Genomic DNA, 21,576 nt, shown 5'->3' on the forward strand with positions numbered 1-21,576 from the left:
AATATATCTTTTATCCGCGCGATCATGTATTTTAAAGATATATTTTAAATACATCTTTTTGAAAGGGTTGTTTCTACGATGTTAGATAATAAAACAATCGAAATCATTAAAAGCACTGTACCCGTATTACAACAGCATGGAGAAACCATCACTGGACGTTTTTACAATCTGATGTTTCAAGACCATTCAGAGCTTCTGAACATTTTTAATCAAACAAACCAAAAAAAGAAAACACAGCGCGCTGCACTTGCAAATGCCGTTATCGCAGCTGCGGCAAATATTGACCAGCTCGGAAATATCATTCCGGTCGTCAAACAAATCGGCCACAAGCACCGCAGCATCGGAATTAAGGCTGAACATTATCCGATCGTCGGCAAATATTTGTTGATTGCGATTAAAGATGTTCTGGGAGACGCTGCGACACCTGACATTATGCAGGCATGGGAGAAAGCGTACGGAGTAATCGCTGATGCGTTCATCGGAATTGAAAAAGAAATGTATGACCAGGCAGAGCAGCAAACGGGCGGCTGGAAGGAGTATAAGCCGTTCGTCATCGCGAAAAAAGAGCGGGAAAGCAAAGAAATTACATCCTTCTATCTGAAGCCGGAAGACGGCATGCCGTTACCTGATTTTCAAGCAGGGCAGTATATCAGCATTAAAGTGCGGACTCCTGATGCTGAATATACGCAAATCCGTCAATACAGCCTGTCAGATATGCCTGGAAAAGACTATTATCGAATTTCAGTGAAGAAAGACGGTGCCGTGTCTTCTTATTTACACGATGGACTGCATGAAGGGGATTCAATAGAGATCAGCGCACCGGCAGGGGACTTTGTTTTAGATTCTTCATCACAAAAAGATCTCGTTCTGATCAGTGCCGGAGTTGGTATTACACCAATGATCAGCATGCTGAAAACGGCTGTTTCCAAGCAGCCTGAACGGCAGATTCTGTTCATTCATGCCGCGAAAAACAGTGAATACCATGCATTGCGTCATGAGGTAGAAGAAGCGGCAGACCATTCTTCTGTCAAAACAGCATTTGTGTATCGCGAGCCGACAGAGGAGGACCGAGCAGGCGATCTTCAATTTCATGAAGGGCAGATTGATCAGCAGTTCCTCAAAGAACTGATTGCCAATACAGATGCAGATTATTATATTTGCGGTTCACCGTCATTTATTACGGCAATGCATAAACTTGTATCAGAACTCGGATCGGCGCCGGAATCTATCCATTACGAGCTGTTCGGCCCGCAATTAAGCATGGCGCAGTCCGTTTAACCGCATACTTGAAACTCTTCTCCTTTCAGAGAAGAGTTTCTTTATTAAGATAGAAGAAGGCGGACAAGCGCTTGCCTCTACATCCGGACAATCACTGACCCGCTTCCGCCGCTTGTACATACACGGTTTTGCTGTTCTTGCATCGTTCTCAACAATTCATTGTTTACCTCAATCGCTCTGATTAGTTGCTCCATTCTTAGCTCTAAACCGGATAGCCTGTCAATTGTCTGCTGTTGAAGATAGCCAGCGGGTTGGGGAGCCGATGGCAGATCATAGGGCCAATGGGTATTCGTTTTCTGATGTTTCATATTGCGCCTCCAATCGATGTCACTTTCTATTATGTTATGTGCTGCCGATCTGCACGTTCGCCTATTTAGAACCGGATAATAGGTATAATGCATAGAGGGTCTGCCTTGGGGAACAATAGGCTCAAAATGACCAGCGGATGGAGGTATAGATCAGTGTTATGGATGGTATGGGCATTTTTACTGAAGCCAGTTATCGTATTTTCGATTGCGTATATTCTGTTTCGGCTTGCCGGTAAAAAAGCCGTGTCACAAATGAACAATTTTGATCTGCTTTTGACCTTCGCAATCGGAACCATTATCAGTGAGCCTATTCTTACATCCAGGCTGCCGATGTCCATTTATTACGCGGGCTCTTTTTTGGTGCTTTATCTACTGATGAGCAAGCTCTCTCTTTCTAATAAATGGCGATGGCTGCTAGTCGTAAGCCCAACAGTCTTAATCCGAAACGGGGATATTGATGAACGCGGTTTGCGTAAAGAAAGGCTGACGGTTAATGAACTGCTTGGAAAGCTGAGGGAGAAGGGTTACGCCGATCCGGCTGACATTGATCTTGCCATCATTGAAGAAACGGGAGAAGTAAGCGTCATCCCAAAAGAGGAAGCGAGAGCGGTACAGGTACGGGATTTGCATATGGAAGCTGAACGGAATTTTATTCCGATTCCGCTTATACTGGACGGCGAAATCCTTGATCATAATTTGAAATACCTTCAAAAGAACCGATCATGGCTGTTTGAGAAGCTTGAGAAAAAAGGGTACAGCCCCAAACTGCTGTCCTCGATTACACTTGGCACGATGAATGCCCGCGGCGATATATCGCTTGATTTGAATACCTCAAATGAACCGCAGCATGATCCTTATTTATATAAACCGGGAAATAACAATTAAGATTGCTCTCTTTTTTTAACGAGAGCTTTTTTCTTTTTAAAAGGGAATTTTTGTTTGGTGTCAAATGTACCTTGGTAGGGGGGAACTGAACATGAAGGACTTATCTATTAGAAAAGACATGGCACCGACGGTCAGTCTATTATATTCCGCAGTGGAAGAAAACAGTCTCCGTCTGGCTTCTATCGTAAGTCATATGACACACAGTGAACTTTATTATAAGGGGCGCTGCCAAACAAAAAACAGCACAGCTCAGCTTTTGTGCCATATCGCAAATGTTGATATCAGATGGGTCTGGCGTATCAAGGAGAACCGAATACCGGATCATATTGAACAGACATACGGCCCGATGACAGATGAAAGCGGACGGCTGCCTGAACCGGAGAATCAGCCCGGATTAGATGAACTCCTGAAAAGACATCGGTATGTGGTAAACGAGCTGAAATCGGTATGTTACACCTTAACTGAAAATGATTTGCATCAGCCGCTTTCTTACGATGGTGACACCGCGACCATACGATGGGGCATTTGGCATATGGCGGATCATAACCGCTATCATCAAGCCCATATTGAAGCCCTCAAAAAAGAATGGAAGCAGGGTATGGTGAAATATGAGCGCTAAAACGAAGCTGCTGACCGATCGAATGCGTTTGCGCTGTATGGAAGATCAGGATCAAGCCTCTTTGTTTGATCTTTTTAACGATCCTGACGTCATGAAATATTATTCCGGTTTAAAAGATAAGAGGCAAACCCGCGAGTGGATCAATTGGAACAAAAGAAATGAAAAAGGGTACGGCGTTAGTCTGTGGATCGCTGAAGATAAGCGGACAGGGGACTTTTTAGGGCAATGCGGCATCGTGCCCCAGCAGGTGGAAAATCAAACAGTAATGGGAATCGGCTATATGTTTGCCTGCCGCCACTGGGGGAACGGCTATGCGCAAGAAGCGGCGCGAGCCTGCCTGGACTACGGCTTCAACGTACGGCAGTTTGGCACAATTGCGGCTTTGATTGACCCTGATAACAAAGCGTCCATACGGGTAGCGGAGAAAATCGGCATGATTTACGATAGAACGATCAGAAAATGGAATAAACCAATCGCAGTATATGAAAGAAAATCTTACAATTGAAAGAAAGAGCCAAGTTATAGTATCATGATGTCAGGTAAAGTTTTCTAGGGTTCCGCATGTCAGTGGACATGGACTGGTCCGAGAGAAAACACATACGCGTAAATAGAGGCGTGTATGCACACGGAGGGAAAAAAGCCCGGGAGAGTCAATCTCATGTGAGACGACTGTCCGGGGTTTTTTTGTTTTCGGAGAATCTTACTGGAAAGAAAGGAATGACTTGAAATGAAATGGGGATTAGTCGTGCTTGCCGCCGTTTTCGAAGTTGTTTGGGTGGTAGGCTTAAAGCATGCTGACTCAGCTTTAACATGGAGCGGCACTGCCGTCGGCATCATAGTCAGCTTTTATCTTTTAATGAAGGCGACAAACAGTCTGCCTGTCGGAACCGTGTATGCCGTCTTTACCGGACTTGGCACGGCAGGAACAGTGCTGAGTGAAATCATTCTGTTTCATGAGCCGGTTGGATGGCCGAAGCTTTTGTTAATCGGCGTGCTCCTAGTCGGTGTAATCGGCTTGAAGCTTGTGACACAGGATGAGACAGAGGAAAAAGGAGGCGAGGCATGATGCTGCACTGGATCAGTTTATTGTGCGCGGGCTGTTTGGAGATGGCCGGCGTGGCCCTTATGAATCAATATGCGAAAGAAAAAAGCGTGAAGTGGGTGCTGTTGATCATTGTTGGTTTTGCCGCTTCATTCTCCTTGCTGTCGTATGCAATGGAGACTATTCCAATGGGCACGGCTTACGCTGTCTGGACAGGCATTGGCACCGCCGGCGGAGCGCTTGTCGGCATCCTCTTTTACAAGGAGCCGAAAGACGCCAAACGGATCTTTTTTATCGCTTTGATTTTATGTTCAGCGGTTGGTTTAAAAATTCTGTCATAAATTGATTTTTATCAAATCTTCAGTATAATGGATAAATAGTTTAGACTTACAAAGATAAGAGGGATTATTCATGAAATCATATATGACACAGCGGTTGAACGAATACCGTGACGGAAATGAGGATAAAGGGCGTCTTTTGGTCAGCTGTCCCGATCAGCCGGGTATCGTCTCTGCGGTTTCCGCGTTTTTATTTGAACATGGCGCAAATATTATAGAATCAAATCAATATACGACAGACCCTGAAGGCGGCCGATTCTTCCTGAGAATCGAATTCGACTGCGAGAGCATTCGTGAGAAAAAAGAAACACTGCAGGATGCGTTTGCGTCTGTTGCAGAAACATTCGACATGACATGGAGTTTAACATTGGCAAGCGAGCTGAAGCGTGTCGCCATTTTTGTCTCAAAGGAGCTTCACTGCCTGCATGAGCTGATTTGGGAATGGCAAACCGGCAACCTTATGGCGGAAATCGCTGTTGTCATCAGCAACCATGAGGAAGCGAGAGAACTGGTTGAACGGCTGAACATTCCATTCCACTATATGAAAGCGAACAAAGACATCAGAGCGGAAGTCGAAAAGAAGCAGCTTGAACTGCTTGAGCAATATGAGATTGATGCGATCGTGCTTGCACGCTATATGCAAATCTTAACCCCTGACTTTGTTTCGGCTCACCCGAATCGCATCATTAATATTCACCATTCGTTCCTGCCTGCATTTATCGGTGCGAATCCGTACAAACGGGCTTACGAGCGCGGCGTGAAACTGATCGGAGCGACATCTCACTATGTCACAAACGATCTTGATGAAGGGCCGATCATTGAACAGGATATTGAGCGCGTGGACCACCGTGACAATACGGAAGCGCTAAAAAACATTGGAAGAACAATTGAACGCAGCGTGCTCGCCCGTGCTGTAAAATGGCATTTGGAAGACCGCGTCATCGTTCATGAAAATAAAACAATTGTCTTTAACTAGACTGCAAGATGCCCGCGCCATGCGGGCTCTTTTTGGTGACGAAAACCCTTGACAAGTGGCCTTTTTCTTTGCATAATATAAAAAAATCATTGAGCGTTGAAGAGGATTAGTAAGCAGACCTTTCTGTGACAGAGAGCAAAATGAATCGCTGAAACATTTTGCCGCATGAAACCTGCCGAACCTGCCTTGGAGTCTTAGGGGGAAAACCTAGGCGCGTAACCTGGCGTTACAGGAAAGCGGAGCGTGCAAAAGCGCGTTCAATCAAGGTGGTACCACGGAAACCCATTTCGTCCTTATGAATCAGGATGAAATGGGTTTTTTTATTGTAAGTTGGCTGGCAAAAAGCCGCGGAGGAGAATAAATGAAAAAACAAAGAATAGTAGTGAAAATAGGAAGCAGTTCGCTCACGAATAGCAACGGAAGCATTGATGAGGCAAAAATCAGAGAGCATGTTCAAGCCATTTCACTGTTAAAGAAAGCGGGACATGAAATGATTCTGATTACCTCGGGAGCCGTAGCGGCGGGGTTTTCCAGCCTCGGTTATCCGTCCCGCCCCGTTACCATTAAAGGAAAGCAGGCGGCGGCCGCGGTCGGACAAACACTGTTAATGCAGCAATATATGAATCAATTCAAACAATACTCTCTGACTCCGGGACAAATCCTTTTAACGAGAAATGATTTTTCGAAAAGAGAACGGTATCGAAACGCGTATGCAACGATTATGGAATTACTGGAGCGCGGCGTCATTCCGATTATCAATGAAAATGACTCTACATCTGTTGAAGAATTGACATTCGGCGATAATGACATGCTTTCTGCGTTAGTCAGCGGATTGATTCATGCGGACCAGCTCATGATTCTCACTGATATCAACGGGCTGTATGATGCCAACCCGAATGGAAATCCTGAGGCGAAACGATTTGATTATCTGCCGGAGATCACGCCTGAATTACTGGGGTATGCGGGCTCAGCCGGATCAAAGGTCGGCACCGGCGGTATGAAATCAAAGCTGTTAGCCGCACAAACTGCGCTGTCTCTTGGAGTGAAAGTGTTCATTGGAACAGGCAGCGGAGAGCAAAAGCTTGCGGACATTTTGGACGGCAGGGGAGACGGCACTTATATCGGAGACAAAGAACTATCCTCGGTTAACAACACGAGACAGTGGATTCAGTTCCACTCGCCTATAGCAGGAGAGATCCTCATTGATGCGGGTGCCGAGGAGGCGATGATTCATAACGGAAGCAGCCTTCTGCCAGCAGGCGTAGTGGGCGTAATTGGAAGCTTTCCGAAAGGGGCGGTCGTGGAAGTCAGGGGACCGGGCGGCGTGATCGGCAAAGGCCAAACTCATTACTCCTCCGAGGAGATTATGGAGGCCAAAGGCAAACGAAGCAATGAACTTGATTTTGAGAGAACGTTTGAGGTTATTCATAGGAATGACTGGGTCAATTTAAAAGACTAGGAGGCGGAAAAATGAGTGAAGTTTCTGTAAAAGCGAAGCTGGCGAAAGAAGCAGCAGCCGACATGATCATGAAAACAACGGTCGAGAAGGATGAGGCGCTCAGTCTCATTGCAAACGGACTCCGCAACGAACTGGATTTTCTCTTGTCGGAGAATGCAAAAGACATTGAGAACGGAAAAGAAAATGGTTTAACACCGGATGTCATTGACCGTCTCACGCTGGATGAGAAACGCATTCGTGACATCGCGGACGCGGTAGAGCTCTTAATCGACTTGGCGGACCCGGTCGGCGAGTCTCTTGAAACAATTGAAAAGGAAAACGGCTTGTTTATTGAAAAAAAACGTGTGCCGCTCGGTGTCGTTGGAATGATTTATGAGGCTAGGCCAAACGTAACAGTTGATGCGGCTACCCTCTGCCTGAAGACAGGGAACGCTGTTGTACTGCGAGGGAGCTCCTCAGCCATCCACAGCAATAAAGCACTCGTCAATGTCATTCAAAGAGCACTCGAGCAATCAGTGCTTCCGGTCAATGCTGTGCAGCTGATTGAGGATACGAGCAGAGAGACAGCAAAAGAGCTCTTTACGTTAAATGATGGCCTAGACGTATTGATTCCGCGCGGAGGCAAGAAATTGATCGATCTCGTTGTCAGAGAATCAACAGTCCCTGTATTAGAAACTGGAGCAGGAAACTGCCACATTTTCATTGACGAAACGGCCAAACCGCAAATGGCAGAAAAGGTTGTCGTAAATGCCAAAACGCAGCGCCCTTCCGTATGCAACGCGATTGAATCACTGCTGATCCACAAAGCATGGGCAAAGCAACACGGGAAAGAATTGCTGGCTCAGCTGGAAAACGCAGGAGTTGACATTCGCGGTGATGAATTTGTATGTGAACTTCATCCTTCAAGCAAACAAGCATCAGAAGAAGATTGGGAAACTGAATTTTTAGCGCCTGTCATTAGCGTAAAGACGGTTGATAACGTCCAAGAAGCTGTGAAGCATATCCAACAATACGGCACCAATCATTCTGAAGCAATTTTAACTGAAGATGACGAGCACGCGGCTTATTTTCAAACGGCTGTCGATGCTGCCGCTGTCTACCATAATGCGTCAACCCGTTTTACCGACGGATTTGAATTCGGCTACGGAGCTGAAATCGGGATCAGCACGCAAAAGCTTCATGCAAGAGGGCCGATGGGACTTCCTGCATTGACTTCTACAAAATACATCATTAAAGGAACAGGGCAAATCCGTGAATAGCGGGGCACTGTTCGATGAAAAAGCTTATCTCGTAACGGGATAAGCTTTTTTTTGCACGCTAAAAAATTGACATTGTAAATTAGGTTGTGTACAATTTAATTGTATAAAATATATTTATGTAGGGGGATACAAAAATGAGTCAGCCATTATTTACAGCGACTGTTTCAGCGGTAGGAGGAAGAGAAGGAAAGGTGATTTCATCAGACCGCGTTCTCGAGCTCGATGTCGCAATGCCGGGGACACCGAGAGCAAAGAAATTAGAAAAAGCGACAAATCCGGAGCAGCTGTTTGCGGCAGGTTACGCAGCTTGCTTTGACAGCGCACTTCAGCTTGTAGCAAGAACTGAACGAGTGAAAGTGGAGACAGAGGTTACAGCGCATGTCAGCCTGTTAAAGGATGAAGCAGATCAAGGCTACAAACTGGGTGTGACGCTGCAGGTGAAAGGAAAAGGATTCAATGCATCAGAATTACAGGCACTTGTGCAAAAAGCGCACGGCGTCTGCCCGTATTCAAAAGCAACCTCCGGAAATATCGATGTTACGCTTGAAGTAGCTGAATAATAGAAAAGAGGATACCGTATAAGGTATCCTCAATTTTTTTGATGAAGTGTTTCCAGCAATGTATATAGAGCGGATTTTAACTGTTTCAGGTCCTCTCCGGACTGATTTGAGAGCCCCAGGATCGTCCCTGGAATGTCAGCCGCTTTTTCTTTTAGTGACTCTCCGTCCTCTGTCAGGCTGATCAGCACTGACCGCTCATCCTCTTCAGATCTTTTTCTCGTAATCAAACCCTGCTGTTCCATCCGTTTTAGCATCGGAGTGAGCGTTCCCGAATCTAAATACAGCAGCTCCCCCATTTTTTTGACAGTCAGCGTTTCGTGTTCCCATAACAAAAGCAAAACCAAATATTGAGGGTACGTTATATTCAGCTTATCAAGCAGCGGCTTGTATTGCTTTGTCATTTCCCGCGAGCTCGCATAAAGCAAAAAACAAAGCTGATTCTCCAATTTCATATGGTCAAATTCATTTTCCATCTTGTTCACCAACTCTTTCTGACATTCCATTCTATTGTATCTGAAAAACCTCACTTTTCCTATTCTCGGCAAACATATCATGTTTAAAAAGATCAGAAAGGGAAATATAACAAGTAGATACAAATAAGGAGGTTGGGAAATATGGCACTATTTACAGCAAAAGTAACCGCGCGAGGCGGACGGGCAGGACATATTACATCAGATGACGGTGTTCTTGATTTTGATATTGTCATGCCTAATGCCAAAAAAGAAGGACAAACCGGCACAAACCCGGAACAGCTTTTTGCGGCAGGATACGCTGCATGCTTCGGCGGCGCGCTCGAACACGTCGCCAAAGAGCAAAATATCGAGATTGATTCCGAAATTGAAGGACAAGTCAGCCTCATGAAGGATGAGAGTGACGGCGGGTTTAAAATCGGTGTCACACTTGTTGTGAACACGAAAGATTTGGATCGCGACAAGGCGCAAGAACTTGTCAATGCTGCTCATGAATTCTGTCCTTATTCAAAGGCTACCAGAGGAAATATTGATGTAAAATTAGAATTAAAATAATGATCGGCATCCTGAGGGTTCTCAGGATGTTTTTTTGTGGGAAAGCATGCGGGGCGGGCATGATCTTTTCGAAGGGTGAATACATGTAGTATAGGTGAATTCAGACTAGGGAAAAGGTGAGTGCATGAAGAGACCCAAGCTGTCAGTATGTATGATTGTGAAAAATGAAGAACGCCATATCGCCCGCTGTTTAGAGAGTGTGCAGCATATTGCAGATGAAATCATTGTAGTTGATACCGGATCAAACGATCGAACGGTAGATATTTGCAAAAGTTTTCATGCCCAGGTTTATCATCATAAATGGGAACGGGACTTCTCACAAGCGAGAAATGCCAGTTTACAGCACGCCAAGGGCGAGTGGATATTGATCTTGGATGCCGACGAAGAATTAGACCCGGATACAGGCAGCCTATTGCCTTCACTGCTGACTGACAGCCTGCCATCTCTCGGCTGTGTGAAGGTAGTGAACTTTACAGGGAAGCAATGGGATGAAAATGAAGCGTTTGAACAAAGGCAGATCAGGCTGATCCGCAATCAGCGAAACATAACGTTTACGGGAAGGGTCTGTGAAAGCCTGAGGGAGAAGAGGCAAGCAGCACTTTCTCGCTTCCATGTACCATTCACCATTACGGGTATTTAGAGCAGGAGGCACAGCAAAAGCATACACACAACTTGAGCTTATTGAATACGGAATTGCTGACATCCAGCACTGACCTGTCTCTCCTTTATCAGAAGGCTGCTGAGTATGATAGAGGAAACGAACATGAAAAAGCCTTCCGGCTGGCAGTGGATTGTATCAATGAATGTAAAAGAAAAAAGCAAATTCCGCCGCCTGCCTTCTATTATGTAAAGTATAAATTATTAATTGACGCAGAACGGTACAAAGAAGCGGAACGCGATATCAATGAAGCGCTGAGACATTATCCCGACTATTGCACGCTTCACCATTATAAAGGAATCATTATGTATCAGCTTAAAAAAGTCAGAGAAGCGATCACAGCGTTTGAAGCTTGCCTGCAAACCAATAATGAAAACCATCAGTACGTACAGGTGAAGGGGGCCGCCGATTTTAGATCAAGCTGCTGGCTCGGTGTCTGCCATGCTGAATTGCGTCAGCATATGACTGCTGTTTTGTATTTGCAAAAAGCGCTGAATGCCAACCCGAAGTGCGTACGGGCACAGCGGCTTCTAGACGAATTAACGAAGGATCAGGCCGCCCATGCCTGATCCTATTAATATTCTTTCTTATTGGCGAAATCCCGCCATGCCTGAAACGGGGATAAACGCTCCGTCAGAGTCACTTGATAAAAGGGGATCGTTCTTTCTTCAGCAGGTTTATCAATTTCTTCATAAATGAATGAATCATCAAATCCGGCTTCAGCGGCATCTGTGTGCTCCGCTGCATAGAAAACGGCTTTCAGCCGGGCCCAGTAAATGGCGCCCAAGCACATGGGGCATGGCTCACAGCTCGTATACAAAATGCAGTCATCAAGCTGATAGGTGTCAAGTGCCCGGCAGGCGTTTCGAATAGCCGTCACTTCTGCATGGGCAGTCGGGTCATTGCTTGTTGTGACGTTGTTCTGTCCTTCGGCAATAACGGCTCCGTCTTTCACGATAACGGCTCCGAAAGGCCCGCCAACTCCCGCATTCACTCCATTACGAGCAAGATCGACTGCCCGTTTTAAAAACGTTTCATGATTCATCCTAAACCCTCCTGTCAATTGAGTGTTATAAGTATAGCCGAAAAGAAGTGCAAAAAACATTCCCAAAAAAGTGCAAAGTAAACAAAATATTTGGGGGATTTGCTAAGATAAGAGGAGAAAAGATGAGGGGTGATCATGCTGCATTTATATATTGCCAGGCACGGACAGACTCAATGGAATGTGGAAAAACGGATGCAGGGTTGGCTGGATTCTGATTTAACAGAACTTGGATTATACAACGCCCGCGCTCTTGGGAAGCGTCTGAAGGATATTGAATTGAATCAGGTTTACATCAGCCCGAGCAAGCGGACAGAAGAGACGGCAAAAACCATACTGGGATCGCGCCGGCTCCCGCTGGTTAAAGATTATATGTTCAGAGAAATGTCTCTGGGCTCATGGGAAGGGAAAAAACAAGAGGATATTGAAAGAGACGAACCTGATCTTTTTCATGCTTATTTTCATCATCCCGAAGCTTATCGCCAGCCAGGATGTGAAACGTTTTTTGACCTTGAAAGCCGGGTAAGGCTGGCTCTCCAAACGATTTTAGACAGCCATTCTTCCGGTAATGTTCTCTTGGTTACCCATTCTGTCTTTATATTAATGCTGTTAAATATCATAAAGGGAAGACGCATTAATGACATATGGAATTCTGCTTACATATATGATACATCATTGAGCCTTGTGGAATTTGATGAAAATGGAACAGCCAAGATATTAATAGAAGGGGATGGGGAGCATAGGAAACCGATTCCTGCTTTCTAACAGAAAAAAACCATCTGCCTAAGGCAGATGGTTTCTATATTTAAACAAGCTGTGTCTGCTGAGCTCTTGCCTGTTTTGCGGCTTCAACCATGTTTTTCAATGCTGCAACCGTTTCTTCCTGCTGTCTTGTTTTCAATCCGCAGTCTGGATTTACCCAGAAGCGGTCAGTCGGACAAACGGCAAGAGCGTCAACAATAATGTTGTACATTTCTTCAGTTGACGGCACCCGAGGGCTGTGAATGTCATATACACCAAGGCCGAGCCCTTTCAAATACGGATGGTCTTTTAAGTAATCTAAAAATCCTCCGTGGCTTCTGCTGTGCTCGATTGTAATTACATCGGCATCAAGATCATTGATCGTATCTACGATGTCTTCGAAGTTGCTGTAGCACATATGTGTATGAATTTGCGTCTCGTTTTTCACGGAAGAAGTAGTTAATCTGAATGCTTCTGCCGCCCAAGTCAAATACTCATCCCAATCTTGGGTTTTTAATGGAAGGCCTTCGCGCAGCGCCGGTTCATCCACTTGAATAATTTGAATGCCTGCATCTTCAAGCGCTTTTACTTCTTTGCGAAGGGCAAGCCCAATTTGGAAGGCGATTTCTTTTCTCGAAATGTCGTTTCGAGGGAAGGACCAGTTTAAGATTGTAACAGGACCGGTCAGCATTCCTTTCACATGCTTGGATGTCAGGGATTGTGCATACACCGTGTCTTTCACTGTCATCGGTTCAATAAATTCAACATCTCCGTAAATGACTGGCGGGCGGACACAGCGTGAGCCGTATGATTGAACCCAAGCGTATTTTGTGAAGGCAAAGCCGGCCAGCTTTTCACCGAAGTATTCGACCATATCTGTCCGTTCAAATTCACCGTGCACAAGCACATCCAGCTCCAATTCTTCCTGAATATCAATCCATCGTTTTGTTTCTGCATTGATAAAGTTTTGGTACTGTTCATCAGACCACTCTTTTTTCCGCCATTTTTGGCGTGCGCTCCGCACTTCAGCAGACTGCGGGAAGCTTCCAATCGTAGTCGTCGGCAAAAGCGGGAGGCCGAGAGATTCATTTTGCAGGGCTAAACGTTCTTCAAAAGGAATTGGGCGTTTGAAGTCTTTATCGGTTAATTGCTCCAGCTCTTTCTTTTGTTCAGAATTTGCGCTAGTTGCAAATTGTTTGAGCGCCTGAATATCAGCTTTCGCCCGCTGAATCTGTTCGCTGATCGCCGCTTTTCCTGATACTAAACCTTCTTTCAAAGCTGTCAGCTCAGCTAGTTTTTCTTTTGCGTAAGATAATCCGTTCAGCAGATCCTTCTCCAAATGCTCATCAGGGTGCTTCGCTACCGGAACATGCAACAGGCTGCTGGAAGGCTGAATCCACAGTTCATCTACTTTTGCAATGCTGAGAATATCAAGAACGGCGTCGAGACGTTCTTCAAGATCTGCCTTCCAAATGTTGCGTCCGTCAATGACGCCTGCTGCCAGCACTTTATCTGTTGGGAATCCGTGTGTTTTCAGCTGTTCCAGGTTTCTGCCTTTATCGTGAACGAAATCAAGGCCAATTCCCTGTACCGGGTAAGAGATCAGCTCTTCATAAGCATCAACAGAATCAAAATACGTCTGCAAAAGCACATTCAAGGATGAAAGCTCGTTTGTAATGCTTTCAAATAATTCTTTTGCGCCGCGGACATCTTCGGCAGAAGCTGTAACAAGCGCAGGCTCATCGATTTGAACCCATTTTACGCCTTCTTCCTCAAGCTCTTTCAAAAGCTGTACATATAACGGCACAAGGCGTTTTTGGATCGCTTTTGCTTCAGAGGGTTCATAGCCTTTAGCCAGCGTGACAAATGTATAAGGGCCGACAATCACAGGTTTTGTTTCAACGCCGTATTCCTGTTTGATCCGGCGATAATCTGTGAGCTGTTTGTTTCTTGTCAGGCGGAACTCAATGCTCTCGTCATATTCAGGAACGATGTAATGGTAGTTTGTATTAAACCATTTTGTCATTTCACTTGATACGGCGTCTTTTATTCCGCGGGCAATAGCGAAGTATGTATCGGTAGCGTCAGTCAAATGTCTGAATCGTTTCGGAATCCAGTTGAAGCTGACTGCTGTGTCGAGTACATGATCATACTGTGTGAAATCAGAAACAGGCACAACATCAATCTGCTGGTCAATTTGTGTTTTTACTGCGGATAAAAATAGGTCGTCGATTTGCTTTAAAAACGTATCTTTATCAGTGCTGCCTTTCCAATACGCTTCAAGTGCTTTTTTCCATTCTCTGTTCAGTCCAATTCTCGGAAATCCTAAATTCGATGTTTTGATGGTTGTCATTGTTTCTCCTCCTTTATATGTAAAACACTCTTGTTAACCCGCGGATACAGGCTGCTAAGAGGTTTTCTCACAACAAAAAGCCTCTTTCCCATGAGAGAAAGAGGCTTTTCTGCGTAAAACACTGCCTCTCTCATCTCTCAGACACAATCTGATGGAATTAGCACCGTGCCTTATGAGACATCAGTCTCGGCGCGAAAAGCAGTGCGCCCCATTTCACAATGGAATTACGGTCGGTTGCTGTTGGGGTCAAAAGGCCAATCCCTCGCCCAACTCTCGATAAGAGAAAATGTTATTAATTTTTTGAAAAGTTGAATCATTTGTTGGTAATCTTAACAGTATTTCAAATTCGTTGTCAACATAGAATTTGAAACTTTATTTTTAATATTCAGTTTATATTATATAAGAAAAATAATTTTATAGGGTCATCAAATGTGATTGCTCTGCTCTTTCTGCCAGTTCATCAGGAGCGGTTAAATACAGGAATCCATTACCTGCCAGCGTTTTTGCAATATCAAGCGGAAGTGTCCTGCGGATCAGCTGTGCATAAACCTCAGGTTCAGAAAGCTTTCTTTGAAATGATTCTTCTTCATAGCTTTTGATTAAAGCAAGCGCTCCGCTGACATGAGGGGCAGCCATTGAAGTGCCGGTAAGCTTACCGTACTTCTTGTTAGGAAGGGTTGATAATATATTTTCTCCCGGTGCCACAAGATCAATCTCTTTATTTGCGTTAGAAAATTCTGATAATTCGCGCGCTACGGAAACAGATCCAACAGCGATGACTTCATTATATGCCGCAGGGTAGGAAAGCTCTTCTGTGCGTTCGTCGCCGTCACCTTCATTTCCCGCTGCGCAAACGACAAGCACTCCATTTTTGACGGCGTTTTTCACTGCTTCCGCCAGCTCTGGCACATCGCTAGGACCGCCAAGGGACATTGAGATGATATCGACTTTCTGTTCCACAGCGTAGTTAATGCCGTTAATAATCCATTCGTATTGTCCGCTGCCGTTTTCACCGCCAAGAACCTTCACAATCAATAGGCTTGCCTCAGGCGCAACTCCGGCAATGCCGCCGTTTGAATCATTAGCTGCAATCGTTCCGGCGACGTGTGTGCCGTGTCCGTTGTAGTCGGAAATCGCATCTTCCTTGCCGCCGTCATCATCTGTGAAGTTCTTTCCGCCGATGATTTGGTTTTTTAAATCAGGATGGCTTGTATCGCAGCCTGTGTCCAATACAGCAATTTTTACATTTTTGCCTTTTACCCCTTTTGCCCACATTTCTGGCGCCTTAATCACTTTAATACCCTCAGGAAGCTCGTTTACATCCATAAACTGCTCATTCGTCACATACGGGATCAAGCGGATTTCACCATTCATAAAAAAGCCCTCCTTTTTTATGCTTACAAGTGGATTCAAGGGTGTTGCCTCATATTATATGAAAAAAACAACCGTTCGGACAGAGCCATTTGAAGCATTTTGAAAAAATAGGATACAACCCAAAGAATTAGTAATTTGCAAAATATTGGATGGGTGTAACGTGTATGACTGGGATTCAGCTGTCAGTCAAGTTATAATAGTGTTGGGGAAAGGAGCAGTGTGATGAAACTGAATGAAAAATTATATGCATTTTTTTCAGAGCATGTGGAACAAATGGCCGAGGAATGGATTGAAACAATGGAGGAAAGTGATCCGAATTCGCTTTACGCCTTACATAATGCATCTGTAACGGAAGAATTGAAAGAGCAGGACAGAGAGTTTTACCGGCATCTGAATTACATGTATGTTTTACCGGAAAAACAATTTCTCGAAGAATTTCAAGAGTGGGTCATTGAGCTGACGAACGATCAAAAGCATCTCGACACTCCGGTTCAGTATGTCATTCGGGAGTTTATGAGAAACCGGAGATTATATACGAAGTATTTTGAGAAGTTCGCAGATGAAAACGAGTCGGCGTTTGAATCGGGAGAGAAACAAAAATGGGCAGATTTGATTGTAAAAGTATTTGATTTTACCATTTATACATTCGTCGATCACGCTGAAATGAATGCCAAACAGCAATTAAACGCCCAAAGAGAAATGATATTGGAATTAAGCTCGCCTATCATTACCTTGAGCAAATCAACAGCTCTGCTTCCGCTTGTCGGTGACATTGATACAGAACGCGCAAAGTTTATTCTGGAAAACACGCTTCAGGCTTGTGCAAAAAGACGCGTGGAGCATCTGTTAATCGATCTGTCAGGTGTTGTGGTGGTTGATACGATGGTGGCGCACCAAATCTTTAAATTGATTGAGGCGCTCAATTTGATCGGTGTTCGGTCAACCCTGTCAGGAATCAGGCCTGAAATTGCGCAAACCGCTGTACAGCTAGGGATTGATTTTTCGAATATTACAATTAAAACCAATCTTGCCCAGGCATTAAATTATCATCAATAAGAAAAAAGCCGCTATCGACTGATAGCGGCTTTTTATGAGTCAAAAGATAAAGATACGAGAAAAGATCCTGCGAATAACAAGAGAACGAGGCAAAAGAACAGCCAGTCGCGGCGGTTGACGGTCAGCGTCCGATAATATGTCCGATTGCTGCTTCCTGTAAATCCTTTCGATTCCATCGCAAGCGCTGTTCGCTCCGCTTTTCTGATGGCACTGGCTAATAGCGGGATGGTATACCGCTTTAACGCGCTGATTTTCTCAATGAAGCCGCTCTCCGCCGCTCCTCCTCTGATCTTATGGGCCTGCTGGATCAGCTGGATCTCATCCTTTAACAGCGGAAGAAAACGAAAGCCTGCAATGACGCCATACGCGAGCTTTGGTGAGAGCTTGCACTGTTGGACAAGGCTCAGCATAAATAAAATCGGATCGGTCGTAAAAACAAACATCATCGATAAGGCGGAAAAGCACAAAATACGAAACCCAAGAGAGATGCCGACAGATACATTATCACTATTGATCAAGATAGGGCCGGCTTGAAACAAGAAATTATCCGGAGTTGTCGGAACCTTTCCAAATACTGCGGCTGTCCATACGCATCCGAAAGCCAAAATCAAAAACGGAATCGTAAACAAAAACCATTTTTTCAATGGGATTCTTGCTGCCAATAGGACACCCGCAACGATGATGATATAAAAACACGCAGGAGTATAAGGATTGTAAATAAACGACAGCATGACAACACAGCAAAAAACGGCGGCCGCTTTCACTGTCGGATTAATGAGATGTAACGGCTGCTTCATCACGCACCTCCTCTTGATATGCCATCCATTCATACAGAAGGGGAAGAGTGAGCTTCGCTTTTTGCACAAGCCCTGTCTCCTGAGAAAATAACTGCGCTGGAGATCCGTCAAAGGCCAGGCCCGTATCGTGAAGCACTAGCACGCTGTCGGCATACGAAGACACTAGCTCCATGTCGTGTGTAATCATGAGGACAGCGGTTCCTTCTGCCTTGATACGCTGTATCATGTCCATGCATTCAGCCGCCGTTCGGGCGTCCTGGCCAAAGGTTGGTTCGTCTAATAATAAAACCTTTACGTCATGCATGAGCATGGTAGCGACGCTCAGGCGCCGTTTTTGTCCCTGGCTGATCGCAAACGGATGATGATCAGCCAAATGTGCAAGACCGAAACGATGCAGCAGGTGCTGTGCTTTTTTCTCAGTTTCAGCATTTACTTTCTGGCCGAACATCAGCTCGTCATACACCGTATCTGTGACGAACTGATGCTCCGGATTTTGAAAAACAAATCCCATTCGTTTTCTCAATTCATTTTCTTTATACGATTGCAGCGGCTTATCATATAGAAGAATCTTGCCGCTTTTCGGCTTCATGAGACGGGCGAGGACAGATAAGAGCGTCGATTTTCCGGTGCCGTTCGGTCCGACAAGCGCCGTCAAAGAGCCTTCGCGCAATGAGAAGCTGATGTCTTTGAAAATCGTCTGCTGTCCTCTTGCGAACGAAAGGCTGTTGACTTCCAGCACACTCCCCCCAGAAGGAGCTTCCTTCTTTTCGGTATGCCCGGCAGGAAAAGGCTCTTTGAACAGCGTTTCTTTTGATAAAGTAAACGGCATACTGAGTTGTTCCTGCAGGCCACATATTTTTGGAATCGCGATGCCTAGTTCCTTTAGGGTCTCAGCTTCGTGCTGAAATAGATCTTTCGCCCGGCCATCCAGCGCTTTTTTTCCTGATTTGTCCAGCACGATTGTTCTCTCAATCCAAGGTGTCCATTCATCAAGCTGGTGCTCAATGACGAGGAGGCTGAAGCCTTTTTCCCGCTGAAGATCTTTCATCAAATGAACGAACTCCCGCGCTGAATAAGGATCTAAAAGAGAAGTCGGCTCATCCAGCATAATGAGCTCAGGCTCCATCGCCAAAATGCAGGCGAGAGCAACTTTCTGCTTTTGTCCTCCTGACAGAGTGGATATCGTTTTTTCTTTTAAATGGGTAATGTGTAATTTTTCTAAAACGGCATCGATCTTGTCTGTCATCTCTTCTTTCGGAATCTGCAGATTTTCCAGCCCGAAAGCGATTTCGTCTTCCACTGTCAGCATGCAAAACTGCTGATCAGGGTCCTGAAAGACGACCCCGGCATGCTGAGCAATCGTTTCGGAGGTTTCAGCGCCTGTGACCGGCTTTTGAAATAAAAATACATGTCCGGACTGGATGCCATCGCAAGCCTCCGGGTAAAGACCGTTTAAACAAAGGGCGAGCGAGCTTTTTCCGCACCCGCTCGGCCCTAGCAATAAAGCGCATTCCCCTTTTTGAAGCTCAAACGAAATGTTTTGAAATACCGGTTTCTCGTCTTCTTCATAAGAGAAGCTGAGCTGGTCAACCGTCAGGAACTCATCAAAGGCTTGCATGTTCTGATGCCCGCTTCCGTTTCTTTTTCAGTTCCTTTCCGAGTGCCATTCCGTTTAACACACCCGTATAAGCGAGAGAGTCACTGACAGCTTTTCCGAGCAGCCCCGCAAGCAACGCGCCGGAAATCAGGCGGATCACAAGCATAATGAGAAGATAGCCTGGTGAATAGGCTGCATAGCCAGAAACAAAGAGATCATAGATAAAACTGGCTACTGAAGATCCCATTCCTGCCAGCAGAAGTACAGGAAGAGAGTATGCTTTCCAGCGTGTCGCGAGAAATACAGCCTCAGCTCCGAGACCTTGAACAATGCCGATGACGATGACCATTGGGCCGGACGGGTTTCCCAGCAGGCACTCAACGAGAGCGGCAATGATTTCAGAAACTAGTGCTGCACCCGGTTTTCGAATAATGTACGCGGCGATGACAGAAACGATAAACCAAATGCCGTAAATCGGTTCATAGGCGATTGGCCCGAACATACCTGCAAGTACGTTTCCAAAATGCGTAAATAATAAATAAACAACGGCAAATACGATACTGATAACGGACATGATGACAATTTCTTTTACTTTCCAGCTTTTCATTTTATCCCTGCTTTCTGTTTTTTCTTGATGGACTGTTAGCCGAGAGATTCACAGTCATGGTTACGTGGTTTGTTTGCTGTTCAGCCATGCGGAAAACGGCCTCCAGTGTCCTGAATACGTCATGCGCATCCCCGTCAAGCTCGCTCGCGTAATGAACACCCTGTACGAAAGTGCCTTCTGCTTTCGCAATGTCGACAGCATCCATGATCAAACTCATATAATCCGGCTCATTCAGCGGATAAAGCGCAAATTGGCATGGTGCTTCCGCGTTCAGGTTTCGGACAGCATCTTCATTGGCACGCTTATCGTCTGCGGAAAGATATGTATCTCCCTGAGTATCGCCCGGGCATCCGATGGAAAACGTGCCGTTCACGACGATGTGTTTTTCGCTATTCGCCGCATAAAGGTAAATGGCTTTGGCAGCGTCGAATACATGATCAATTGAACCGCGCAGAACTGTGCTGATATGGTCGGTTTTCGTCCATACCTTAGATGTGTCTGTTTTTTTCAGCGCAGATTTGATCACACTGATAAAATCATCCGTCATCGGATATAAAGAGAAGCGAAAACCGGCGATTCTGCTTGTACCGCAAATATGTTCCATTTCTCCGACCTCCTGTTTTTTTGGTAAAATAAAAAACTGCATATCCTAAGGGAATATGCAGTCATAGATCGATTAAGCGCACAAAAAATACACCATTCGGTCAACCTGCACTTCCCCACGCTGGTATTATCCAGATCGGGTCATAAGGGATCAAAGCGCGTTTCTCCCGCGCTTTATCTCAGCCAAAACAGCACCCCTAGTGCTTTCCGTATACAATTTTTTATTTTGACATCATAATAGATGATAAGAATCATTTTGTAAACAATGAAATCATTTTTTTCATATAGGGACAGGGGAGGATGATCAATTTTGGATAAAGGGCACATATTAATTGTGGAAGATGAAGAAAAAATCGCCAGGGTAATCCAGCTTGAACTGGAATATGAAGGATATAGCGTCACCATCAAACACAATGGCACAGAAGGACTGAATGCGGCCGCGGATGGCGGGTATTCCTTAGTGCTTCTTGATGTCATGCTTCCGGGGCTTAGCGGCCTGGAAGTACTGCGCCGCTTGAGAAAAACGGATCAGCAGACACCGGTCATTTTATTAACGGCGCGCGACAGTATACCTGATAAGGTAACAGGGCTGGACATCGGAGCGAATGACTATGTCACCAAACCATTTGAAATTGAGGAATTACTTGCGAGAATCAGGGCGGCGTTGCGCCAAAATGGCACAAAAACAGAAGATGTTGGCACTTTTCTTACATATGATGACTTGCGGGTGAACGAAAAAACACGTGAAGTGAGACGCGGAGACAAAGAGGTAGAATTAACGCCGCGTGAATTTGATTTGCTCGTCTATATGCTGAAGCATCCGCAGCAAGTGCTGACACGGGAGCAGATTTTAAACACAGTATGGGGATTTGATTATATCGGTGATACAAATGTGGTGGACGTCTACATTAGATACATCAGAAAAAAACTGGACTACCCTTACGAAAAACAGCTGATCCATACTGTTCGCGGGGTCGGCTATGCCATTAAGGGGTAAAC

At 45.2% G+C, this 21,576-nt stretch carries 23 protein-coding genes, 1 pseudogene, 3 riboswitches and 1 other annotated feature; of the genes and pseudogenes, 15 read left to right on the forward strand and 9 right to left on the reverse strand.

All coding sequences use genetic code 11. The features are described 5' to 3' along the window. Positions 1–78: 78 nt before the first annotated feature. On the forward strand, positions 79–1,278 hold the full coding sequence (gene hmpA / locus AC4CV5_RS07610; RefSeq protein WP_490922385.1) for an NO-inducible flavohemoprotein: 1,200 nt from the start codon (positions 79–81) through the stop codon (positions 1,276–1,278). A gap of 77 nt (positions 1,279–1,355) precedes the next feature. Here the strand turns inward: hmpA and AC4CV5_RS07615 are convergent, their stop codons facing one another. Continuing rightward, the gene (locus AC4CV5_RS07615) at positions 1,356–1,586 is read right to left on the reverse strand and encodes a hypothetical protein (RefSeq protein ID WP_166853483.1); all 231 of its coding nucleotides are present in this window, start codon (positions 1,584–1,586) and stop codon (positions 1,356–1,358) included. Positions 1,587–1,739: 153 nt separating this feature from the next. Here AC4CV5_RS07615 and AC4CV5_RS07620 point away from each other — a divergent pair, with 153 nt between their 5' ends. From AC4CV5_RS07620 to AC4CV5_RS07660, 9 genes are all read left to right on the forward strand, one after another. Then, complete coding sequence (locus AC4CV5_RS07620) at positions 1,740–2,471, forward strand: DUF421 domain-containing protein (protein WP_166853481.1); 732 nt, start codon at positions 1,740–1,742, stop codon at positions 2,469–2,471. Positions 2,472–2,562: 91 nt separating this feature from the next. Further along, a complete protein-coding gene (locus AC4CV5_RS07625) occupies positions 2,563–3,090 on the forward strand; it encodes a DinB family protein (protein WP_166853479.1) in 528 nt (175 codons plus the stop codon). After that, positions 3,080–3,595, forward strand: coding sequence for a GNAT family N-acetyltransferase (locus tag AC4CV5_RS07630; protein WP_373923467.1), 516 nt, complete (start codon positions 3,080–3,082; stop codon positions 3,593–3,595). The genes AC4CV5_RS07625 and AC4CV5_RS07630 overlap by 11 nt, the downstream gene beginning before the upstream one ends. 33 nt (positions 3,596–3,628) lie before the next feature. Continuing rightward, a riboswitch (guanidine-I (ykkC/yxkD leader) is annotated at positions 3,629–3,740 on the forward strand. Between the two features lie 77 nt (positions 3,741–3,817). Next, a complete protein-coding gene (gene ykkC, locus AC4CV5_RS07635) occupies positions 3,818–4,156 on the forward strand; it encodes a multidrug efflux SMR transporter subunit YkkC (protein WP_166853476.1) in 339 nt (112 codons plus the stop codon). Beyond that, positions 4,156–4,473: a multidrug efflux SMR transporter subunit YkkD gene (gene ykkD / locus AC4CV5_RS07640; protein WP_003218500.1), complete on the forward strand. Its 318-nt coding sequence runs from the start codon at positions 4,156–4,158 to the stop codon at positions 4,471–4,473. Before ykkC ends, ykkD begins: the two co-directional genes overlap by 1 nt. Before the next feature lie 70 nt (positions 4,474–4,543). Further along, positions 4,544–5,446 (forward strand): formyltetrahydrofolate deformylase, encoded by a 903-nt coding sequence (gene purU, locus AC4CV5_RS07645; RefSeq protein ID WP_166853474.1) that lies wholly within the window; start codon positions 4,544–4,546, stop codon positions 5,444–5,446. 87 nt (positions 5,447–5,533) lie between these two features. After that, positions 5,534–5,744, forward strand: a binding site (T-box leader). A 63-nt stretch (positions 5,745–5,807) separates the two neighbouring features. Continuing rightward, a complete protein-coding gene (gene proB / locus AC4CV5_RS07650; protein ID WP_166853472.1) occupies positions 5,808–6,905 on the forward strand; it encodes a glutamate 5-kinase in 1,098 nt (365 codons plus the stop codon). An 11-nt stretch (positions 6,906–6,916) separates the two neighbouring features. Beyond that, positions 6,917–8,164 (forward strand): glutamate-5-semialdehyde dehydrogenase, encoded by a 1,248-nt coding sequence (gene proA / locus AC4CV5_RS07655; protein WP_490922387.1) that lies wholly within the window; start codon positions 6,917–6,919, stop codon positions 8,162–8,164. A gap of 134 nt (positions 8,165–8,298) precedes the next feature. Beyond that, entirely contained in the window at positions 8,299–8,724 is a 426-nt protein-coding gene (locus tag AC4CV5_RS07660) for an organic hydroperoxide resistance protein (protein ID WP_490922389.1), read from the forward strand. 29 nt (positions 8,725–8,753) lie between these two features. On the opposite strand, the gene ohrR is transcribed toward AC4CV5_RS07660, so the two are convergent. Further along, positions 8,754–9,197, reverse strand: coding sequence for an organic hydroperoxide resistance transcriptional regulator OhrR (ohrR, locus tag AC4CV5_RS07665; protein ID WP_222142684.1), 444 nt, complete (start codon positions 9,195–9,197; stop codon positions 8,754–8,756). Between the two features lie 141 nt (positions 9,198–9,338). On the opposite strand from ohrR, the gene ohrB reads away from it, so the two are divergent. Both ohrB and AC4CV5_RS07675 read left to right on the forward strand, forming a co-directional pair. Continuing rightward, positions 9,339–9,749, forward strand: coding sequence for an organic hydroperoxide resistance protein OhrB (ohrB, locus tag AC4CV5_RS07670; RefSeq protein WP_166853464.1), 411 nt, complete (start codon positions 9,339–9,341; stop codon positions 9,747–9,749). A 124-nt stretch (positions 9,750–9,873) separates the two neighbouring features. Continuing rightward, a pseudogene (locus AC4CV5_RS07675) lies at positions 9,874–10,976 on the forward strand (glycosyltransferase). 5 nt (positions 10,977–10,981) lie between these two features. Here the strand turns inward: AC4CV5_RS07675 and guaD are convergent. Then, entirely contained in the window at positions 10,982–11,452 is a 471-nt protein-coding gene (gene guaD, locus AC4CV5_RS07680; protein WP_166853460.1) for a guanine deaminase, read from the reverse strand. A gap of 135 nt (positions 11,453–11,587) precedes the next feature. Between guaD and AC4CV5_RS07685 the strand changes: the two genes are divergently transcribed. Further along, positions 11,588–12,214, forward strand: coding sequence for a histidine phosphatase family protein (locus AC4CV5_RS07685; protein ID WP_326220690.1), 627 nt, complete (start codon positions 11,588–11,590; stop codon positions 12,212–12,214). Between the two features lie 40 nt (positions 12,215–12,254). Here the strand turns inward: AC4CV5_RS07685 and metE are convergent, their stop codons facing one another. Next, complete coding sequence (gene metE, locus AC4CV5_RS07690; protein WP_490922390.1) at positions 12,255–14,543, reverse strand: 5-methyltetrahydropteroyltriglutamate--homocysteine S-methyltransferase; 2,289 nt, start codon at positions 14,541–14,543, stop codon at positions 12,255–12,257. 127 nt (positions 14,544–14,670) lie between these two features. Beyond that, positions 14,671–14,826: riboswitch (SAM riboswitch) on the reverse strand. A 131-nt stretch (positions 14,827–14,957) separates the two neighbouring features. Further along, positions 14,958–15,917 carry a serine protease Isp gene (isp, locus tag AC4CV5_RS07695; protein ID WP_166853454.1) on the reverse strand — a complete coding sequence of 320 codons (960 nt, stop codon included), beginning with the start codon at positions 15,915–15,917 and terminating at the stop codon, positions 14,958–14,960. Between the two features lie 222 nt (positions 15,918–16,139). Between isp and rsbRB the strand changes: the two genes are divergently transcribed. Beyond that, complete coding sequence (gene rsbRB / locus AC4CV5_RS07700) at positions 16,140–16,973, forward strand: RsbT co-antagonist RsbRB (protein ID WP_166853451.1); 834 nt, start codon at positions 16,140–16,142, stop codon at positions 16,971–16,973. 32 nt (positions 16,974–17,005) lie between these two features. Here the strand turns inward: rsbRB and thiX are convergent, their stop codons facing one another. The 4 genes from thiX to thiU are packed head-to-tail and all read right to left on the reverse strand — an operon-like array spanning position 17,006 to position 20,578. Then, complete coding sequence (thiX, locus tag AC4CV5_RS07705; RefSeq protein WP_373923472.1) at positions 17,006–17,770, reverse strand: HMP/thiamine ABC transporter permease ThiX; 765 nt, start codon at positions 17,768–17,770, stop codon at positions 17,006–17,008. After that, positions 17,745–19,388 carry an ABC transporter ATP-binding protein gene (locus AC4CV5_RS07710; RefSeq protein WP_490922393.1) on the reverse strand — a complete coding sequence of 548 codons (1,644 nt, stop codon included), beginning with the start codon at positions 19,386–19,388 and terminating at the stop codon, positions 17,745–17,747. Before AC4CV5_RS07710 ends, thiX begins: the two co-directional genes overlap by 26 nt. Continuing rightward, positions 19,375–19,974 carry an ECF transporter S component gene (locus AC4CV5_RS07715; RefSeq protein ID WP_064813174.1) on the reverse strand — a complete coding sequence of 200 codons (600 nt, stop codon included), beginning with the start codon at positions 19,972–19,974 and terminating at the stop codon, positions 19,375–19,377. The genes AC4CV5_RS07710 and AC4CV5_RS07715 overlap by 14 nt, the downstream gene beginning before the upstream one ends. A gap of 1 nt (position 19,975) precedes the next feature. Further along, complete coding sequence (gene thiU / locus AC4CV5_RS07720; RefSeq protein WP_490922395.1) at positions 19,976–20,578, reverse strand: HMP/thiamine ABC transporter substrate-binding protein ThiU; 603 nt, start codon at positions 20,576–20,578, stop codon at positions 19,976–19,978. Between the two features lie 95 nt (positions 20,579–20,673). Then, positions 20,674–20,786, reverse strand: a riboswitch (TPP riboswitch). A 101-nt stretch (positions 20,787–20,887) separates the two neighbouring features. Here thiU and ykoG point away from each other — a divergent pair. Next, on the forward strand, positions 20,888–21,574 hold the full coding sequence (ykoG, locus tag AC4CV5_RS07725; protein WP_166853443.1) for a two-component system response regulator YkoG: 687 nt from the start codon (positions 20,888–20,890) through the stop codon (positions 21,572–21,574). Positions 21,575–21,576 lie beyond the last annotated feature (2 nt).

Source organism: Bacillus sp. NS1 (assembly GCF_058248265.1).

Bases quoted from the DNA above. Each gene is read 5' to 3' on its own strand.
- hmpA (WP_490922385.1), top strand. From the start codon at position 79: ATGTTAGATAATAAAACAATCGAAATCATTAAAAGCACTGTACCCGTA.
- AC4CV5_RS07615 (WP_166853483.1), bottom strand. From the start codon at position 1,586: ATGAAACATCAGAAAACGAATACCCATTGGCCCTATGATCTGCCATCG.
- AC4CV5_RS07625 (WP_166853479.1), top strand. From the start codon at position 2,563: ATGAAGGACTTATCTATTAGAAAAGACATGGCACCGACGGTCAGTCTA.
- AC4CV5_RS07630 (WP_373923467.1), top strand. From the start codon at position 3,080: ATGAGCGCTAAAACGAAGCTGCTGACCGATCGAATGCGTTTGCGCTGT.
- ykkC (WP_166853476.1), top strand. From the start codon at position 3,818: ATGAAATGGGGATTAGTCGTGCTTGCCGCCGTTTTCGAAGTTGTTTGG.
- ykkD (WP_003218500.1), top strand. From the start codon at position 4,156: ATGCTGCACTGGATCAGTTTATTGTGCGCGGGCTGTTTGGAGATGGCC.
- purU (WP_166853474.1), top strand. From the start codon at position 4,544: ATGAAATCATATATGACACAGCGGTTGAACGAATACCGTGACGGAAAT.
- proB (WP_166853472.1), top strand. From the start codon at position 5,808: ATGAAAAAACAAAGAATAGTAGTGAAAATAGGAAGCAGTTCGCTCACG.
- proA (WP_490922387.1), top strand. From the start codon at position 6,917: ATGAGTGAAGTTTCTGTAAAAGCGAAGCTGGCGAAAGAAGCAGCAGCC.
- AC4CV5_RS07660 (WP_490922389.1), top strand. From the start codon at position 8,299: ATGAGTCAGCCATTATTTACAGCGACTGTTTCAGCGGTAGGAGGAAGA.
- ohrR (WP_222142684.1), bottom strand. From the start codon at position 9,197: ATGGAAAATGAATTTGACCATATGAAATTGGAGAATCAGCTTTGTTTT.
- ohrB (WP_166853464.1), top strand. From the start codon at position 9,339: ATGGCACTATTTACAGCAAAAGTAACCGCGCGAGGCGGACGGGCAGGA.
- guaD (WP_166853460.1), bottom strand. From the start codon at position 11,452: ATGAATCATGAAACGTTTTTAAAACGGGCAGTCGATCTTGCTCGTAAT.
- AC4CV5_RS07685 (WP_326220690.1), top strand. From the start codon at position 11,588: ATGCTGCATTTATATATTGCCAGGCACGGACAGACTCAATGGAATGTG.
- metE (WP_490922390.1), bottom strand. From the start codon at position 14,543: ATGACAACCATCAAAACATCGAATTTAGGATTTCCGAGAATTGGACTG.
- isp (WP_166853454.1), bottom strand. From the start codon at position 15,917: ATGAATGGTGAAATCCGCTTGATCCCGTATGTGACGAATGAGCAGTTT.
- rsbRB (WP_166853451.1), top strand. From the start codon at position 16,140: ATGAAACTGAATGAAAAATTATATGCATTTTTTTCAGAGCATGTGGAA.
- thiX (WP_373923472.1), bottom strand. From the start codon at position 17,770: ATGAAGCAGCCGTTACATCTCATTAATCCGACAGTGAAAGCGGCCGCC.
- AC4CV5_RS07710 (WP_490922393.1), bottom strand. From the start codon at position 19,388: ATGCAAGCCTTTGATGAGTTCCTGACGGTTGACCAGCTCAGCTTCTCT.
- AC4CV5_RS07715 (WP_064813174.1), bottom strand. From the start codon at position 19,974: ATGAAAAGCTGGAAAGTAAAAGAAATTGTCATCATGTCCGTTATCAGT.
- thiU (WP_490922395.1), bottom strand. From the start codon at position 20,578: ATGGAACATATTTGCGGTACAAGCAGAATCGCCGGTTTTCGCTTCTCT.